This window comes from Candidatus Pelagibacter sp. HIMB1587, from assembly GCF_052047775.1.
Taxonomy (GTDB): Bacteria; Pseudomonadota; Alphaproteobacteria; order Pelagibacterales; family Pelagibacteraceae; genus Pelagibacter.
Window position 1 is genome coordinate 776685 of the sequence record NZ_JBNAJJ010000001.1, and the last position, 17532, is coordinate 794216.

Consider the following 17532-nt stretch of genomic DNA (forward strand, 5'->3'; position numbering starts at 1 on the left):
TTACTTAATAAGAAAATTCAAATAAATGACAAAAATTAAAAAAAACTTAGTAGAAATTTTTGTATTAATTGGGATAATATTTTTGTTCTTTTTTTCTACTGACCCAATCATTTATCCTGACTCAAATCGTTATTTGTTAGGTAGTATACATGATCCTCCACTTTATTCGACTTTTATAAAAGTGATAAATCTATTATTTGGAAATTTAAATTATGTAATTATATTTCAAACAATATTAATAGGTATTGGTATTGTTTGTTTAACAAAAACTTTAGCAATATACTTAGATTTAGATATTAAAATAAAAACAATTATATCTATATTTTTATTTTTACCTATAATTCAATTTTATAATAACTTATTAACAGAACCCTTGGGTTACGCCTTATCTCTTTTTTTTATAAATTTTGCCATAAGACTTATTTATAATTTCAATTACAAAAATCTTATATTGGTTTCAATTTTTGCTATCGCAATGCTCTTAACAAGACATCAATTCATGTTTTTATATCCTGTTATACTAATACTTTATCTTGGAATTTTTATAATAAAAAATTTTCAAACAAAAAGTCTAATTCTCAGCTTTTTCATTATTATTTTTCTTCATAATACTTTGATAAATATAAATTCTAAAATTAGAAAAGATGATTATAAAAAATATAATTTAAAAAATGATTATACTGGAATATTTTTTTTCACATATATAGATGCGATTTATATTTCAAGTAATAAAGATATTAAATTATTTAATGACAAAAAATTACAAAGTGCTCTTAAATTAATATTTTTAGAAATGGATAAAAGAAAATCTTTAATTAAATACTATGACGGTAGAGGTCATTTTGGATCAAGTTTCAAAGATATAAGAAATTACTCCAAGTCTGTTTTTGATGATATTTATACAAATAAAAAAGATTTAGTTATTATGAAAAGAGATGTTTCTATTAAATTAATAAAAAAAAATTTTGTGAAATATATAAGACATATATTTAAAAAATCTTATGACTCTGCATGGATATTTATATTTGTTCCTTTATGCATATTAATTCCTGCTTTATTTGTTTTTGTAAAAAATAAATCTTATTTTTCATTACTTTCAATATTCCTTACAACATTTGTGCTAATTAATCATACTACAATTTATCTATTTGGAAGAGTACAACCAAGATATTTTATATATACAGATTTTGTATTGTTAATATTTATATTTATTATATTTTTTCAATCTTTGAAAAAAAAAATTATATTTAAATAAATCTTTTTTACTCAAATATTTTTATAAAAACCATGAGAAATGAATATAGATTTATAGCATTTCAGCTGTTATAGGTTTCTTGTGAATTTCAAAATTAGTTTAATAATCCCTGTATTTAATGAAGCTAAAGAAATAGAAAATTTTTTTAATGAACTAAAAAAATTGAATTTTGATTTAATAAATGAAATAATTTTTATAGACGATTGCTCTACTGATAATTCTTACGATTTGCTCAAACAGCAAATTAAAAATTTTAAAATTGAAAAAACTAATGTCAATTTTAATCTTTTAGATAATTTAAAAAATAGAGGCTATGGTTTTTCAATAAAAAAAGGCGTGGAAAATTCCACAAATCAAGTTATCGGAATAATTGATTTAGATAGAACTTATAAAATTGAGGATTTAAATGAAATTTCAGAGCAATTCGTCAATATTTACAAATTAAAATATGATTTAATTATAGGTCAAAGAACAATAGATATCTCAAATACTTCCAAGCTTAAGATTGTAGGTAAGAAAATAATCAATGCGATAACAAACTTTTGTTTTAATGAAAAAATTATTGATTACAATTCTGGATTAAGAATATTTGATAAAAATAAATTTATCAAACATGAGCATATGATGTCTAATAGATTTTCGTTAACCACATCAATGACTATTACTTTTTTGAATGAAAATTATGATATTAAATTTCATAAAATAAGTTACAATCATAGGTCGGGGCAATCTAAATTAAAGTATTATGATTTTTTCAAATTTTTATACACAATATTTTCTTTATTATTTTACTACAGACCGTTTAAAACATTAATTCCTATAATTTTACCATTATTTTTAATATTTATTTTCTTTTTAATTAAAGATATTAGATTGGGTAATATAACTGATAAAACCGTATTACTTTTTAATTCAAATTTTTTGTTAATTATTTTATTTTTTATTATCGATAGAATTAATAAATTTAAATAAATACTAATTTTAATTAAGTTTAACTTTGAACATTTAATGATTATTCGTGAGAATTTAAAAAAATTTATTAATCTTTCGTTGATATCGTTTATTATATCATTTGTTTTATTAAACTCACTTACACATTTTTTCTCGATAAATATATCATTAAAAATAGTTTTATGTTTTTTATTTTGTTTTAATTTTTATAGGTTAAAGAAAATATATAGTGTGAAAAATACTTTCAGGTTTTTCATATTTTTTTTCTTATTAATATTTATATCTAGGTTTCTAGAATATCAAATTTTTATATATTTATTTTCAATTTTAAAAGAAAAAAATATCAGTTGGTTAATAACAATTTTAGTTAGTTCTATATTTAAATTTATATATTTGGAGTTTTTAAATTTTTTTAAAGTCTAAAAGTTTTTTTTTATAATTAAGAATAAATTACAAAAAATCTCTAGAACGCTATAACTATTTACTATTTACTTAATTATTTTAATTCATATAAATTATTTATGAATAAATCTATAATAGATCAAAAAAAAAGATATGACACTGAGGCTACAAAACATGCAGAACATTATAATGATAAATATACTCAGATGTATAGGGATGAATTTATAAGATCCAAATTGTTTAAAGAAAATTTAAAAGGCATGTATATTTTAGACGCAATGTGTGCCTCAGGTATTGAAACTGGTTATCTATTAAAAAAAGGAGCTAATGTTGTTGGGATAGATATTTCGAAAAAAAATGTTGAAGAATATGTAAAAAGATGGGGTAACAAATGTTTTTTAGGCAGTATCCATAAAACAAACTTTTCAAACAATAAATTTGATGCAATCTATATATGTGGTGGATTGCACCATGTTCTTCCATTATTAAATGAAACAATATCAGAAATTCATCGTATATTAAAACCAGGTGGGCTTTTTTATTTTGTAGAACCTAATAAAGATACTTGGGTTAATAAAATTCGAAAATTATGGTATAGTATAGATAGTAAGTTTATGGATGATGAGGAAGCAATTAGTTATCATAAAACTTTAAAACCATTTCTCAGTAAAGGATTTAATGAAAAATCATTAAATTTTGGAGGAAATTTTGCATATATCATTGTAGCTCAATCTTTAACATTGAGAATCCCTAAAAAATATAAAAAATACCTCAAACCTACCGCATTTTTTCTTGAAAGAATTTTTTCTAAATTACCTTTTGTTCCAAAACTTTTTTTTACAGCTGTTTGGAAAAAAAATATTGAGTAAGAATTTAATTTTAAATAGTTTAATATATTAATATAAATAATGCATTTTTTTAAAAGAGTATTTTGTTTCATTGGAAATTATTTGCCTCCAAAATTAAATAGTTTTTTTTACAAAATAGCAGGGGTTAGATTTAATTTTAAAAAAGTATGGATTGGAAACAAATGCTATTTAGATAAAAATTATCCAGAAAATATTATTATTAAGGATAATGTTTGTATTAGCTCACAGGTTACTATTTTTACACATTTTGATCCGTCTAGAATTAAGGAAAATTATCCAATTAAAAAATACAAAAAAGAAGTTGTAATTGAGGAAGACGTATTTGTTGGTCCTAGATCAGTTATAATGCCAGGTGTTATAATCAGAAAAAATACATTTATAAGAGCAGGCTCTGTAATCACAAAATCAACTAATCCAAATACTATAGTTTGCGGAAATCCACAGACTGAAGAAGGTTATTTAAGTGGTAAATTGGTTAAAAAGATAAATAGTATAAACAAAAAATATTTTTTTTAAATTTAATCTTATTTAAAACTTAGAATCAAATCTTCATACTGTTGAAAAACTGTTTGGATATGATTTTTTTTTATAGAATTTGCTAGATCATTATAATTAAATTTATCATACGGAAAATTTAACATTTTTTTTCTTAAGTCATCTATATCTTGATTTTTTACTAAATATCCATTTCGTCCATCTATTATAATTTCATTTGGTCCACTAGGACAATCAAATGCTATTACAGGCGTATTCATTGAAATAGATTCAATTAATACATTTGGATACCCCTCGTAGAGAGAAGGAAGAATAGTAACTCTTGCATATAAATAATAAGGAATAATATCTTTTTTAAAACCCTCAAAATCAACTTTGTCAGCAATAGAGTATTTAATTGCTATTTTCTTCAATCTTTTTTCTTCACTTCCCTTTCCAACAATCTTTAAACGTAAATATGGGTATTTTTCCACTATTCCACTAAAAGCTTTTATTGCATGATGAAACCCTTTGATTTTTTCTAAACGTCCAATACATAATAAATAATTTTCTTTCTTTACATTAGACAATTTATTTGTTTTTGCGTACTCAACTAATTGTTCAGGGATTGGATTAAATATTACTTTTGTAAAAGATTTAAGTTGTGGATATATCGAAACTAAATCATCACGCATACCATTACTTTGATTTATCACATAATCAACTCTGTGATAAAAAAATTTAATCATTGGCGCAACAATAAACCTATCCCACAGACTTAATTGGTAAAATTGAATCATTTTTGCAGAAAAAGTACTTATATTTCTTGAAATAATTTTTACTCGAAGTCTAAATATTATTCTTAATATAGTAAGTATTACACTTAATTCATAATTAAAAACTAAAACTTTACTAGTTTTATTCTTATAAATATATTTAAGAATAGACAAACCAGAGTATCGTGCACGCTTTACATTTAATACAACTAGTTTCACTTTACTTGACAAACGATTTAGATAGGCTTCATTATTTAAATTTAATACCACTAAATCTACATTCCAGCCATTAGCTGCAAAAATATTAGCAATTCCAACACAAACACTCTCAGCTCCACCACCACTCAAAGTACTAATTAAAAAAGTAATTTTTTTTTCTTTATGCACAATAATTAAATTAAATTTTGATTTACAAAATTAAAGTATAATTTTACATCAATATAAAAAATAGTTAATCTATTAATTATTAGCATCTAACCATGCTTGAAACATCAAAATATTCCATAAATCGTATTCCCAATTATTTTTATTTGTAAGATGTTCTCTCCATTTGTTTCTTATTAATTTTGGATTAAAATAACCTTCTTGTAACAATCTTTTTTCATCTAACAAATTTTCAGCCCAATCTTTGAGGGGACCGCGTAACCAAGTATCAAGTGGAATTCCAAAACCCTTTTTCGGTCTATTTGTCAAATTTTTTGGAACATATTTATTTAAAATTTGTTTTAATATCCATTTTCCCTCACTATTTTTGAATTTAAGTTCTTGGGGAATTTTCCATACATACTCGATTAATTCATGATCTAAAAATGGTACTCTTGTTTCAAGTGATGAGGACATAGATGCTCTGTCAATCTTTACCAAAATATTATTAGGCAAATAAGTTGTTTGGTCAATTAACATCATTTTTTCAAAATCATTAAGTTTTGATAATTCTATTTTTGATTTTGAAAAAAAATTTTCTGGTTCATCATTATTTATCAAAACTTCATTTAGATTTTGCCATTGTGAAAACAATAAATAATATAATTCTGAAATGTTATTAGCTTCTAATGCATTTGCACTTTTGAGTATCTTGCGTCTAAAATTAGTATTTTTGTTTACACCCGGTATCAACTTAATTAATTTATCGGTGTCTTTAGGTAATTTTTTTGCAGTAAAAGCCAAGGCTTTCTTTAGAGACAAAGGAATATAATCTAGATATTTTGACAAATTATATGTTGAAATGTATCTATTATATCCACAAAACAATTCATCTCCACCATCTCCAGATAATGCAACTTTTACATTCTTCTTTGCAAATTGAGAAAGTATAAATGAGGGAATTTGAGAATTATCAGAAAATGGTTCGTCATAAATAATTGGTATTTTTGGGATTACTTCAATAGCTGTGTCGGAAGAAAAATATAATTCCGTATGATCTGTACCAAGATGCTTTGCAATTTTTTTTGCATACTTTGCTTCATTAAAATCATCTTCTTTAAATCCTATTGTAAAGGTCTTGACGGGACGATTTGATTGCGACTGCATCAAAGCAACAATAGTTGTTGAGTCTATTCCACCAGAAAGAAAAGCCCCTAAAGGCACATCAGATATCATTTTTTGTTTTACAGATAATTTTAGCTTATTCTCCAAATCACTTTTGATTTTATCCTCACTTGATTTTAGCTTATTATTACTTCCATCAATTGCTTTTTTAATTGAAGACCAATAAATTTTAGGATTTGGTAATCTATTTTTTATTAAATCATTTTCTGTTAACTTTAAATAATGTCCTGGTAGTAATTTATAAATGTCCTTATATATTGAATATGGATCAGGAATATAGTTATGTTGTAATTGAAGGGCAATTGCTCTCCGATTAATTTGTTTGCTGAACTCAGGATGATTTTTCAATGCTTTAAGTTCAGATCCAAAAATAAAACTCTTATTTATTCCATTACCCTGCCAACCAAAATATAAAGGTTTTTCACCTATTCGGTCTCTCGCCAAATACAAAGTTCTATTTTTTTTATCCCAAATACTAAAAGCAAACATCCCAGCAATTTTTTCTAAAGTTTTCTCTACACCCCAAAATTCAGAAGCTTCGAGTAGAGTTTCTGTATCAGAATTACTATTCCAAGTAATATTGGAATTTATTTTTTTTAATTCTTTTCTTATTTCTATATGATTATAGATTTCACCATTATATGTTATTATAAACCTTCCAGAATTTGACTTCATTGGTTGACTTCCGGCTACCGACAGATCTAGTATAGATAACCTTTGATGACCAAAAGCTATTCCAGAATTTTCATCTTTCCAAAAATTAATATCATCTGGACCACGATGATAGATGGCTGATGTCATTTCAAATATAATTTTATCAAAAGATGATAAATTTTTTGAGTAAAACCCGGCTATTCCACACATATTTTTTAAAAATAGATTATTTTATTAATAAAAGTGTATTGTTTAAATTTATAAATGTAAATCTAACTTATGTTTTTTAATGAATAAAAACTTTGACTATTTCTAAATATCTACTTTTATGAAAGCATAATATCTTTAATTTCAGATCCTCCATTGATATCTTCTAATAACTCGAACTTTCCCTTTTTTTTAATAAAAAAGCTTCCAATGTTTTTATTTTTATCAGTGGTTCTATTTACTAAAATAATGCATTTTTCTTTAGATATCTTTTTTAAATTTGATATTGCTAATTTTAAAGAATGCTCAGAAAAATATGAATAATTTAAAAGATTTGATACTCTAATAACATCAAAAAAATTATAATATTTTTTTTCTATATCGAATATATTCTGTTCAAAAAATTTAATTTTTTCAATTTTATCTAAATTTGGCATCAACATGTTTGATTTTGTATAACCTATTTTTAAAAATTTAAAAAAATATATTATTAGTTTTGCCACTTTTTTTAATACATAAAAATACCTATACCTCACACAGTGTTTGTCATACTCAACCATCAAAAGCTCATTTTTTGAACTGTATAAAAAAACAAATTTTTTAAATTGATAAATTTTAATATTAAGATTTTTATCAAAACCATAAATTTCTTTAATGTTTACATTTTTAAGATCATTATAAAGTTCTAAAGTTGTCTGCCCAGAGGAAATACCTACATCACATAATATTATTTTTTTAAATAAAAATTTTTTGATATATTTTTTCATTATTTTATTGAGATCATTCATCCTATTGAATGAGGTAGTTTTGAATGTGTTATCAACTCTGAGTAAAGAATAAATTCTTTCAATTGCAGATCTACTTAAATTTTTTTTTAATACAAAAAAAGAATATACATCGGTGTAAAAATTTTTAATTTTTTTCATATATTTTAACCTAATTAGATTTATCTTACTTAAAACTAATAATTAAATACTTTAAGAAAGCTCTGATTTTAAAATTGATATCTCCATTTTTAAGTACAAACATCAAATCATTTTTAGCTTTTTCAAAATTATCTTTTAAGTTGTTATAATTTGCAGACATATATTTCATCTTAACTTCAAAATTTAATTTTTGCTTATCATTAAATAGCTCCATAAATTCAAGAACAGCTTGTCTGTGAGGTACAGACAAATCTCTTTTTTGAGCACTAAAATCGTGAATTAGATAATAACCTAATTTTTTTTCTACATATTTAAAATTATCTGTAATCTTAGCTATTCTTAACCATGTGTTGTAATCCTCAGAGGCTACTAGATTTATATTTTCACTTATATTTCCAACTCTATTAAGTATATTTTTACGAACAATTACAGATGAATTTCCTATGGCGTTCCCTTTAAAAATTCCACCCACTAGTAAATCCATCAATATAGGCTTTTTTAATCGACGTCCTTTAAATTCTCTAATTTTATTATTTAGTTTAGGTTTATCATATTTAACTTCTAAATCATGATATATAAAATCAACATCGTCATTAATATTATTTAGACAAACCTCTAATTTGTCAATTGTCCACCAATCATCTGTATCAAGAAATGCAATCCATTCTCCTTTAGCTAAATTAATTCCAAAATTTCTTGATTTTGCAATAATCCCATCGTTGTGAATTTTAAAAAACTTTATTCTTTTATCTTTAAACTTACTAACTATTTTTTCAGTACTATCACACGAATAATTATCAATTATTATTGCCTCCCAATTTTCATAGGTTTGACTTAGAACAGAACTTAAAGCTTTATCAATGTATTTTGAATGATTGTATGATGGTATAATTATTGAGACTAATGGAAGTAAATTAGTAATCAAATTTTTATTCTCCTAAATATATTTTTAAAATTCTATCAAAAATTAAAATACTACAACTTAAACCTTAGATTTTTTTTTAATTAAATTTAAGATTTGATCAATTTCATCATATATTTTTTTTTTTGTAGGATAAAATTTAAAAATTTTATCGGTATATATTTTAAATTTTTTTTTAGTTGATTGTTTCTCAATAAGAATGTCAATATCTAGATTGAAAATTAATTTATATCTATTTTTAATTATTTTAGCAACTTCACTGAGACTCAGATTTTGATAAAAAACATTTATAATTGAATTTTTATAGTAATTTTTTTTAATTAAAAAATTTATTAAGTTAACAAATACACTAGATGGTACAAATGTTCTAGTTACCGATCCTTCATTTATTAAAATTTTTTTTTTCTTTTTTGCCATATTGCAAAAACTATGTACTAAATTACTTTCAATATCTCTTTTATCATTAAATCTTTTTAATCCAAATACATTACCCAATCTTAAAATTGTAAACCTATTCTTTTTAGTTGAAAACTTTCTTAAAATTATATTTTCTGAGTCATAATGAGATCTTGAATAAGGACTCTTTAAATTAATTTTTGAATTCATTGTAATATTATTTTTCCCATAATCTTTATAAATTTGCATTGAAGATATGTATATTAATTTTATGTCATTTGCTAAACACAGATCACAAATTCTAGAAGTTATAATATTTTTTCTTTTTATTAAGTTTTTATTTTGTTTTAGTTGGTTTTGATTTGCCCCTAAAAGATGAATTGCAACATCATAATTTTTAAACTTATTAAAATTATTTCTTAATAATAAATTATTTATATTATTTTTTGTATTTTTTTTTCTAGAAAAAAAAATATATTTATAATTATTTTTATTTTTTTGACTCTTGATCAAAGATGCAAGATAACCTGTACCTCCAAAAACTGCTATTTTATTCATTATTTGAGCCAAGGAGATTTTTTGAATTTTATTAGATCATCCAATACCTTTTTATCTCTTAATGTATCCATACAAAACCAAAAACCTGGATGTTTATATGCAGCTAAATTTTTTGTTAAAACTGCTTTTTTTAAAGGTGATCTTTCTAACATTACATTTTTGTTTCCAATTAATTTTAAAAACTCTGGTTCGACTACAAAGAAACCTCCATTAATCCAACCTTTTTGTAATTGAGGTTTTTCCTCAAATTTAGAAACAGTATTTTTTTTTATTGATAATTCCCCAAATCTTGCTGGAGGATGAACAGCTGTTAGTGTTATTTTTTTTTTATTATTTTTATGAAATTTTAATAATTTTCTTAAATTTATATTTGATAAACCATCGCCATATGTAAGCATAAATGTTTCTTTCAATTCGTTTGATAATTTTTTCAATCTTGAACCTGTTAATGTTTCTAAACCAGTATTCACTACATTTATTTTTTTAGATAAGAATTTCTTTTTTTTAAAATAATTTTCAATTACTTTATATTTATAACCTCCTGCAATTATAAAATCATTAAATCCAAATTTAAAATAGTAATTTATTATGTGCTCAATGATTGGTTTTGAACCGATTTTAATCATTGGTTTTGGTAAAACTTTTGTAAATTCAGATATTCTAGTTCCTTTTCCTCCAGCCAAAATTACAACCTTCATTTATTTATCCCAAATGTATTTAAAATAACTATCGAATGGTTCTTTTCTAACCATTTCATTTTCATCATGAGGTTGGTTTAAACAATTAGCTATGATTGACTCTTCTTTGTATAAACCCTTAAAACCATTCCAAATATAAGGTGGTATCGTGACTAAAAAATAATCATCTGGGGAGAGGAATATTTTTTGATATACTCCCTTAGTTTCACTATTTTTTCTATCATCATATAGAGCTAATTCAACTTTTCCTTTAATACATACATAATTCAATGTTGCTTCTTTATGTAAGTGCCATGCTTTAATAACCTTTGGATTTACAGTTGAAAAATAAATTTCACCAAAAGCTTGAAATACGGATGAATCACTTCTAAGCATATGCATTATTTTACCTCTATTATCCTTTATTTGTTTTAGTGGTGTAATTTTAATTCCTGAAATCATAAAAACCTTTTATTTATTCTTTTGCATCAAATTCTTTTAAAGACTTTATAACAAAATTAATTTCTTTTGATTTGATATCTGAAAATAACGGAAGCGTAACCAATTCTTTCCATACTTTTGCTGTAACCGGTACATTTGCATTATATTTTTTATATAAAGGATGCATTGGGACAGGTATCCAATAAACGCTAGTTGCTATACCTTTCTGTTTTAAAAAACTTATAAGTTTATCTCTTTTTTTAGATCTGACTGCAAACATCCAATAAGCAATACCATTAGAAAAATTTTTAAAAAAAGGTTTTATATTTTTACAATTTTTTATTCCTTTTAAATATTTACAAACCCCGTTATTTCTTTTTTCATTAAATGAGTTAAGTTTTTTCAATTGCACTTGACCTATTGCCGCCATAAGATCATTCATGTTATATTTGAATCCAAGATCTTTTATTTGATAATACCAATGTTTTTCATTTAAATTTCTTGTACTTAAACTTTTGTTATGTCTTGACCATGGATCCCTATTCCATCCATGAAAACTCAAATTTCTAAACTTTTTTGCCAAATTTTTGCTATTGGTACATATCATTCCACCATCCCCTGTGGTAAGCATTTTTTTTTCTTCAAAACTAAAACAACTTATGTCTCCCCATGTACCTAGCATTTTACCTTTATAAATACCACCTGCGGTATGTGCACAATCTTCTATAACTAATAATTTTTTTTTTTTAGCCCAAGGTACAATCTTTTCCATTTCACATGGATGTCCACCTACATGAACTGGAATAACTGCTACACAGTCTTTAGTGTATTTTTTTTTAAGATCTTCAAAATTGATATTTAAATCATATTCATTTATATCAACAAAAACAGGTTCTAAATCACAGTATAAAGCTGCTGCCGCAGTAGCTGTAAATGTCATAGCGGGCACTAGTACTTTTTTTCTTTTTTTAAAATTTTTTGAAGCTAATGCAATGTGTAGCGCTGCAGAACAAGAAGTAACACCAACAGAATAATTTATACCTATATAATTACTCCATGACTCTTCAAATTTTTTAACTTCTGGTCCAAAACCTATCCATGATTTTTTAAATAGCTTTCGTATAGCAATAATTTCCTCATTACCAAAGGATGGCTTAAACAACCTTATAAATTTTTTTTTATTTTGCATTTAATATGATTTTAAAAAACTTTACTATCAATAACAAATTGATTTACAATATGTTCTTTCCTGTCACATCTACATCCTGAGTCGCTAATTTTTTTACTACAAACTTTTATATAATTATCAAGATTTTCATTATCATAATTATAAAACAATTTCCAAAAATCATTTTTAGTTAAATCTCCTAATGCCGTAGATCTAAAATTTGGTGCACTAGATTGTGAACAATTATATAGCCAGCCATCAAAACCAACTGTTGGGAATAAATATCTTGCATAACATGGAATTGTTCTAGGTTTATTATAAATATCATGATCACTATCAGGATTAGTAATTATTATTAAACAGTTATCTTTTTCATATTTTTTTTTTAATTTGTTCAAATCTGAAAGATATAAATTTATTTCTTCTGGAGTTGGCACAACACCCTTGGCTGTAGTAGTATCTTTTGGAGGTTGTGGAAAAGAAAATCTAAGAACATTGCAACCTGCAGAAATAAAATCGTTAATAAAGTTTTCATAGTCATTTAAATTCGCACTGTTTGCATTTACTAAATATGCAGCGCTTAAATCAAAATAATTTTTTTTTTTTAAATCACCAAGTCTTCTTGCATTATTTAAAACCTGATCATAAATTTTTGCTTTTTTTGCTTTAACATCGTGAATTAAATTATATGTTTCATTTGAGCCAGAATCTACGCTTAAACTAATATAACTACCATCTGAGATTTTATTTTTCTCAAGTGCATTAAAAAAAGTTTCTGAAATTTTTAAAGCTTTGGTGTTAAATCCAAAAATAGCTTTTTTAGAAATAGTTAAATCTAAAAGCTCTCCTATATAGGAGCAATTTAAAGGATCAGTGGCATATCCTGCAAATATTATTTTTTTTACACCTCCATCTAATATTTGTCTCAAAATTTCTAAACCTCTTTCCTTACTCAGACGTTCGCCATTATTATCAGCAGATAATCCATAACAATAAGGACATTCTAGCCAACATATTTTTTTTCCTCTTGGTGGTGCCTGAAATTCTACTTGATACGGAATTATTTTTTTTTGAATTATTTCATTCCTAAAATTTCCAATATGTTTAATGTAATTACTTTTGAAATTATATTTTTTCTCTAATTCTTTTTTTTTATTAAGTTCCATAAAATTTTAATTATTTAGAAGTTTTACCATAATTTCTGTAGATTTAATTGTAATATCATTATTTTTTTTCAACATCTTATTTTTATTCAAGTTTTTAAATATTAGGCTTAAGTACTCACTCATAGGATTTTTTACGTTTATTAATGTTTTTTGATTCTTTAAAATTTTATTTACATAAATATTATTTTTAAGATAACTTTTTCTTAAATAAATATCATCATTGATTTGGAAGCTTAAATTGCTTTCTTTTGCCTTAGAGTTTTGTTTGAACGAAAATTGACATAAACAATTATTAATAATGGCTTTACAATTCCAAGAGTATTTTTTTTTATTTACTTTTATAATTTTTAATGAATTTTTTTGTTTATAATTTAATGAAAGTAAGAATGATAGTGCGTGGGGTAATAAATCTATTGGGATATTATTAAATTTATTTTTACCTTTTGTAAAATAATTAAAATTAAATATTTTAATATCTTTAAATTTTTCTTTTTTTTTGAGTTGATGAGCTAAACTAATCATTGGCAGATTAACAAAAATTTTAATTGATTTTAAATTTAAAATACTTTTTACAATTTTGTAATTGAGTTCATTTTTACTTTTTATCCAAAATATAGGTTTTTCAATAATTAAATATTTAGATAATTTTTTAGTTTTTATAATATGATCATAATGACATTCTGTAGGTGAGCATATATTTATTACTTCAGGTTTTATTTTTTTTATTTCTTTTATTTCTTTTAAATTATGAAAATAAATTTTTTTATAATTTTTTTTTAATAAATTTAATCGATTTTTTTTAAATTTTTTTCCTATAATACCTATGTTGTTAAATCCATATCTAATTAACTCCCTTATATGAATATTTCCAATTCCAGAAGGTCCAATTACAACACCATTTAATTTCTTCATTGTTTTTTTAGATAATTAGATTAATTCTTTTCATTATGTAAAAGAATATAAAGTAAAATTTTCCTTTAAGTATCTTTTATAATTTTCTTTGTCTACTACATGGAATACTGGCAATGGAAATATTAGTTTTCCTCCATCTTCAATAAATTTTTTTTCTTGTTTAATTACCTCTGTTCTAAAAGACCATATTAAAACAATTAAATATTTAGGTTTTATTTTTCGCATTTTATCTTTTGAGATAATTTTAATATGGCTACCAGGTGTAAACTTTCCTTCCTTAGATGGATTTGCATCACAGATATAAGAAATACTTTTATTACTGAGATTACAATAATTTAGAATAACGTTGCCTTTTGTAGATGCACCATACCCTATTATGTCTCTCTTGTTTTGGTTTTTTAAAAAAAGTTGAAGATTTTTTTTGCTGTTTTCCATCCTTAAATTAAACTTAATAAAATCTCGATTAGATATTTTTTTTTCTTCATTCAAAATATTTTCAATCTTATTTAGATTTGATTTAAATCTACTTTTTTTCTTTGCACAAATTACTTCAATACTTCCACCATTTATTTCATTAAAATGAAAATCAATTATTTTAAGATTATTTCTTGAAATTATTTTTTGAAATGTTGAGAGTGAATAATAAATGCAATGTTCGTGGCATATTTGATCATAAGTTAAATTTTTTAATAAAAGAGGAAAATAAGAAAACTCAGATATCCATATGCCATTCTTATCTAAAATTTTCTCAATACCATCACAAAACTCATTTGGCTCCTCTACATCATAAAAAACAGCATACGAAGTAATTAATGAAAATTTAATTTTATGTTTAATAAAATGCTGTTCAACATTTTTTTTATTAAAAAAATCTATAACTAAATTAATATTTTTATCATAATTTTGAGTGAATGCTGATGCTGAAGGATCAATACCATACAAATCATAATTTTTTTTGGATTTTGAAAAAAAATTAAGAAATGTTCCATCATTTGATCCAATATCTAATATTTTTGATTTTTTATTTAAAATTCCAAATTTATTTAGTTTAGAAATTTTTTTTTTCAAATGGCCAACCATTAATTGGCTAACAGATGTCTTATAACCATAGTCAGGACCATACATATCTTTTAAATTTGGTATTTTTGACAATTGTACCAATGAACAATTTTGGCATTTATAGAGATCTAAAGAATAATCTCTAATTTTTATTTTTTTTTTTAAAAATAAACTACTAATTGGTTGATTTCCAATTTTAGAAATTTTTTTAAATTTACTTTGTTTGCAATTCCTACAGATCATTTTTGATTTTTAAAAATTGATTAATTTGTTCTACTGAAAAATTATACATATTTTTTTTTTTAATATTTGCTAAATACCATTCAGCCGTAAGCTTTAAGGTATCATTAATACTAAGAAATGATTTCCAACCAAGATCTTTAATGGCTTTTTTACTATCTAAATCTAAGTTTTTTTTCTCTTTTTTATCTGTTTTTTTACTAACTAATAATTTAGATTTCGAATTCATTTTTGATTTTAAAATTTTTGCAAAAGATAATACGCTTATATTGATTTTTCTTGATGGTCCAAAATTCCATGAAGTGCAGTATCTCTTATTCTTGTTAGTATATATTTTTTGAGCAAGAATAATATATCCATACAATGGTTCTAAAACATGCTGCCATGGTCTTACTGTTTTGGGATTTCTTATTTTAAGATCCTTATCTTTTGCAAATGCCTCTACTGCATCTGTCAAAATTCTATATTTTGTCCAATCACCACCTCCAACACAATTGCCAGCTCTAGCAGTTGCTATTCCACATTTAGAACTTTGAAAAAAAGATTTAAAGTAACTATTTGAAATAATATCAGAGCAAGCTTTACTTGCACTATAAATATCATCACCACCTAAATGATCTTTTTCGGTAAATTTTACTTTTCTTTCATCATTTTGATAAACTTTATCCGTAGTAATTATAACTATAGATTTAATAAATTTATAATTTCTTGATATTTCAAGTAAATTTGAAGTTCCAATAACATTTGTCGCTACTGTATCCAGTGGATTGTCATAACTTACTAAAACTTGTGGTTGGGCAGCTAAATGAAATATAATTTCAGGTTTTGTTTCTTTAATACATGCTTCTAAATCTTTATAATCTTGAATATTACTTCTATAATCTTTATGAAATATTTGTTTAATTTTGGTGATGTCAAAAAAATTTTTTTTAGTAATAGGATTTATTGAATATCCTGAAATTTTCGCTCCAAGAATATTCATCCACACTGACAACCATCCACCTTTAAAACCGGTGTGACCAGTAATTAATACCCTTTTGTTTTTCCAAAATTTTTTATTTATCATTAATTTTTTGTTTAAATTTATATATATCTAAATAGTTTTTTTTAATAATATCTTTTTTATTTAATGTATCTAAGTGCTTAATATTGTCTACTGCATACCAAAAACCTTTAAGTGTATGGAAATCTATTTCATATTTTTTAATTAATTTCGGATAGAATTCTTTTTCAAAATTAAAGCAATTTTTAAAATTCTCCATAAGAATTCTTTTATTAAATATACACATCCCTGAATACACATAACCTTTGAAATTTTTCATTTTAATATTTACTGAATTAAAATTCAAATTTCTCTCAAAATTAACCACTTTATTATTTATAACACCCACAGTACCAAAATCAGCTTCAGAATCGCAACATATTAAGCTCATATCTTTTTTTTTAATTTCATGCTTTTTAAAAATTCTGTTTAAGTTGGTATCAAAAATTGCATCTCCATTTAAAATTAAGAAATTTTCAGATTTTATTAGTCTTTTTATTTTATAAATTCTTTGTGCGATTGTTGTGTTTACACCAGTATTCACAACTTCTATTTTTAAATTTTTAAATTTTGAAGATTTTATAAATTCTTTTATTTGTTTTCCCCTATATCCAGTAGGAAGTATTATATGATTAAATTTATTTTTTTTTAAAGAATTTAAAATATAATATAGTATAGATTTTCCTTGAACTTTGATTAAAGTTTTTGGAAACTTTTTGCCTATTTGACCTAATCTTGTTCCTTTACCGCCGCAAAGAACAATCGCTGTTCTATATTTCATAGGGGTTATATAAGCTAATTTTAGTTTATTTAGAAGTATATTTTCATTTATAATCTTCTTTCATTCTATTTATTTATACTATTTTATTAATTACTTTAACAAGTTATG

At 23.7% G+C, this 17532-nt stretch carries 17 protein-coding genes; 4 read left to right on the forward strand and 13 right to left on the reverse strand.

Features of this window, described 5'->3' with window-relative positions:
* Positions 1–25 precede the first annotated feature (25 nt).
* The 4 genes from ACTTBE_RS04300 (at position 26) to ACTTBE_RS04315 (ending at position 3993) form a co-directional block, all read left to right on the forward strand.
* Positions 26–1255: a hypothetical protein gene (locus tag ACTTBE_RS04300; protein WP_440677274.1), complete on the forward strand. Its 1230-nt coding sequence runs from the start codon at positions 26–28 to the stop codon at positions 1253–1255.
* 81 nt (positions 1256–1336) lie between these two features.
* Positions 1337–2227, forward strand: a complete 891-nt coding sequence (locus ACTTBE_RS04305; RefSeq protein WP_440677275.1) for a glycosyltransferase family 2 protein — start codon at positions 1337–1339, stop codon at positions 2225–2227.
* A 500-nt stretch (positions 2228–2727) separates the two neighbouring features.
* On the forward strand, positions 2728–3477 hold the full coding sequence (locus ACTTBE_RS04310; RefSeq protein WP_440677276.1) for a class I SAM-dependent methyltransferase: 750 nt from the start codon (positions 2728–2730) through the stop codon (positions 3475–3477).
* 39 nt (positions 3478–3516) lie between these two features.
* A complete protein-coding gene (locus ACTTBE_RS04315; protein WP_440677278.1) occupies positions 3517–3993 on the forward strand; it encodes an acyltransferase in 477 nt (158 codons plus the stop codon).
* 8 nt (positions 3994–4001) lie between these two features.
* Here ACTTBE_RS04315 and ACTTBE_RS04320 read toward each other — a convergent pair whose 3' ends face one another.
* The 13 genes from ACTTBE_RS04320 to ACTTBE_RS04380 form a co-directional block, all read right to left on the reverse strand.
* On the reverse strand, positions 4002–5114 hold the full coding sequence (locus ACTTBE_RS04320; RefSeq protein WP_440677279.1) for a glycosyltransferase: 1113 nt from the start codon (positions 5112–5114) through the stop codon (positions 4002–4004).
* 72 nt (positions 5115–5186) lie between these two features.
* Positions 5187–7139 (reverse strand): asparagine synthase (glutamine-hydrolyzing), encoded by a 1953-nt coding sequence (asnB, locus tag ACTTBE_RS04325; protein ID WP_440677281.1) that lies wholly within the window; start codon positions 7137–7139, stop codon positions 5187–5189.
* A 116-nt stretch (positions 7140–7255) separates the two neighbouring features.
* On the reverse strand, positions 7256–8062 hold the full coding sequence (locus tag ACTTBE_RS04330) for a hypothetical protein (protein WP_440677282.1): 807 nt from the start codon (positions 8060–8062) through the stop codon (positions 7256–7258).
* Between the two features lie 25 nt (positions 8063–8087).
* A complete protein-coding gene (locus ACTTBE_RS04335) occupies positions 8088–8987 on the reverse strand; it encodes a glycosyltransferase family 2 protein (protein WP_440677284.1) in 900 nt (299 codons plus the stop codon).
* A 57-nt stretch (positions 8988–9044) separates the two neighbouring features.
* Complete coding sequence (locus ACTTBE_RS04340) at positions 9045–9938, reverse strand: SDR family oxidoreductase (protein WP_440677285.1); 894 nt, start codon at positions 9936–9938, stop codon at positions 9045–9047.
* On the reverse strand, positions 9938–10636 hold the full coding sequence (locus ACTTBE_RS04345; RefSeq protein WP_440677286.1) for a sugar phosphate nucleotidyltransferase: 699 nt from the start codon (positions 10634–10636) through the stop codon (positions 9938–9940). The genes ACTTBE_RS04340 and ACTTBE_RS04345 overlap by 1 nt, the downstream gene beginning before the upstream one ends.
* Positions 10637–11077 (reverse strand): WxcM-like domain-containing protein, encoded by a 441-nt coding sequence (locus ACTTBE_RS04350; protein ID WP_440677288.1) that lies wholly within the window; start codon positions 11075–11077, stop codon positions 10637–10639.
* Positions 11078–11090: 13 nt separating this feature from the next.
* On the reverse strand, positions 11091–12245 hold the full coding sequence (locus tag ACTTBE_RS04355) for a DegT/DnrJ/EryC1/StrS family aminotransferase (protein WP_440677289.1): 1155 nt from the start codon (positions 12243–12245) through the stop codon (positions 11091–11093).
* Between the two features lie 11 nt (positions 12246–12256).
* Positions 12257–13390 (reverse strand): radical SAM protein, encoded by a 1134-nt coding sequence (locus ACTTBE_RS04360; RefSeq protein ID WP_440677291.1) that lies wholly within the window; start codon positions 13388–13390, stop codon positions 12257–12259.
* Between the two features lie 6 nt (positions 13391–13396).
* A complete protein-coding gene (locus ACTTBE_RS04365; RefSeq protein ID WP_440677293.1) occupies positions 13397–14302 on the reverse strand; it encodes a Gfo/Idh/MocA family oxidoreductase in 906 nt (301 codons plus the stop codon).
* A gap of 33 nt (positions 14303–14335) precedes the next feature.
* Positions 14336–15604 (reverse strand): methyltransferase domain-containing protein, encoded by a 1269-nt coding sequence (locus tag ACTTBE_RS04370; RefSeq protein ID WP_440677295.1) that lies wholly within the window; start codon positions 15602–15604, stop codon positions 14336–14338.
* Positions 15594–16667 carry a CDP-glucose 4,6-dehydratase gene (gene rfbG / locus ACTTBE_RS04375; protein WP_440677296.1) on the reverse strand — a complete coding sequence of 358 codons (1074 nt, stop codon included), beginning with the start codon at positions 16665–16667 and terminating at the stop codon, positions 15594–15596. The genes ACTTBE_RS04370 and rfbG overlap by 11 nt, the downstream gene beginning before the upstream one ends.
* Positions 16657–17424 carry a nucleotidyltransferase family protein gene (locus tag ACTTBE_RS04380; RefSeq protein WP_440677298.1) on the reverse strand — a complete coding sequence of 256 codons (768 nt, stop codon included), beginning with the start codon at positions 17422–17424 and terminating at the stop codon, positions 16657–16659. Before ACTTBE_RS04380 ends, rfbG begins: the two co-directional genes overlap by 11 nt.
* Between the last annotated feature and the right edge of the window lie 108 nt (positions 17425–17532).

What these genes read in the sequence shown, in the direction of transcription:
- ACTTBE_RS04300 (WP_440677274.1), top strand. Translation starts at nt 26, where the DNA reads ATGACAAAAATTAAAAAAAACTTAGTAGAAATTTTTGTATTAATTGGG.
- ACTTBE_RS04310 (WP_440677276.1), top strand. Translation starts at nt 2,728, where the DNA reads ATGAATAAATCTATAATAGATCAAAAAAAAAGATATGACACTGAGGCT.
- ACTTBE_RS04315 (WP_440677278.1), top strand. Translation starts at nt 3,517, where the DNA reads ATGCATTTTTTTAAAAGAGTATTTTGTTTCATTGGAAATTATTTGCCT.
- asnB (WP_440677281.1), bottom strand. Translation starts at nt 7,139, where the DNA reads ATGTGTGGAATAGCCGGGTTTTACTCAAAAAATTTATCATCTTTTGAT.
- ACTTBE_RS04330 (WP_440677282.1), bottom strand. Translation starts at nt 8,062, where the DNA reads ATGAAAAAAATTAAAAATTTTTACACCGATGTATATTCTTTTTTTGTA.
- ACTTBE_RS04340 (WP_440677285.1), bottom strand. Translation starts at nt 9,938, where the DNA reads ATGAATAAAATAGCAGTTTTTGGAGGTACAGGTTATCTTGCATCTTTG.
- ACTTBE_RS04345 (WP_440677286.1), bottom strand. Translation starts at nt 10,636, where the DNA reads ATGAAGGTTGTAATTTTGGCTGGAGGAAAAGGAACTAGAATATCTGAA.
- ACTTBE_RS04350 (WP_440677288.1), bottom strand. Translation starts at nt 11,077, where the DNA reads ATGATTTCAGGAATTAAAATTACACCACTAAAACAAATAAAGGATAAT.
- ACTTBE_RS04355 (WP_440677289.1), bottom strand. Translation starts at nt 12,245, where the DNA reads ATGCAAAATAAAAAAAAATTTATAAGGTTGTTTAAGCCATCCTTTGGT.
- ACTTBE_RS04360 (WP_440677291.1), bottom strand. Translation starts at nt 13,390, where the DNA reads ATGGAACTTAATAAAAAAAAAGAATTAGAGAAAAAATATAATTTCAAA.
- ACTTBE_RS04365 (WP_440677293.1), bottom strand. Translation starts at nt 14,302, where the DNA reads ATGAAGAAATTAAATGGTGTTGTAATTGGACCTTCTGGAATTGGAAAT.
- ACTTBE_RS04370 (WP_440677295.1), bottom strand. Translation starts at nt 15,604, where the DNA reads ATGATCTGTAGGAATTGCAAACAAAGTAAATTTAAAAAAATTTCTAAA.
- rfbG (WP_440677296.1), bottom strand. Translation starts at nt 16,667, where the DNA reads ATGATAAATAAAAAATTTTGGAAAAACAAAAGGGTATTAATTACTGGT.
- ACTTBE_RS04380 (WP_440677298.1), bottom strand. Translation starts at nt 17,424, where the DNA reads ATGAAATATAGAACAGCGATTGTTCTTTGCGGCGGTAAAGGAACAAGA.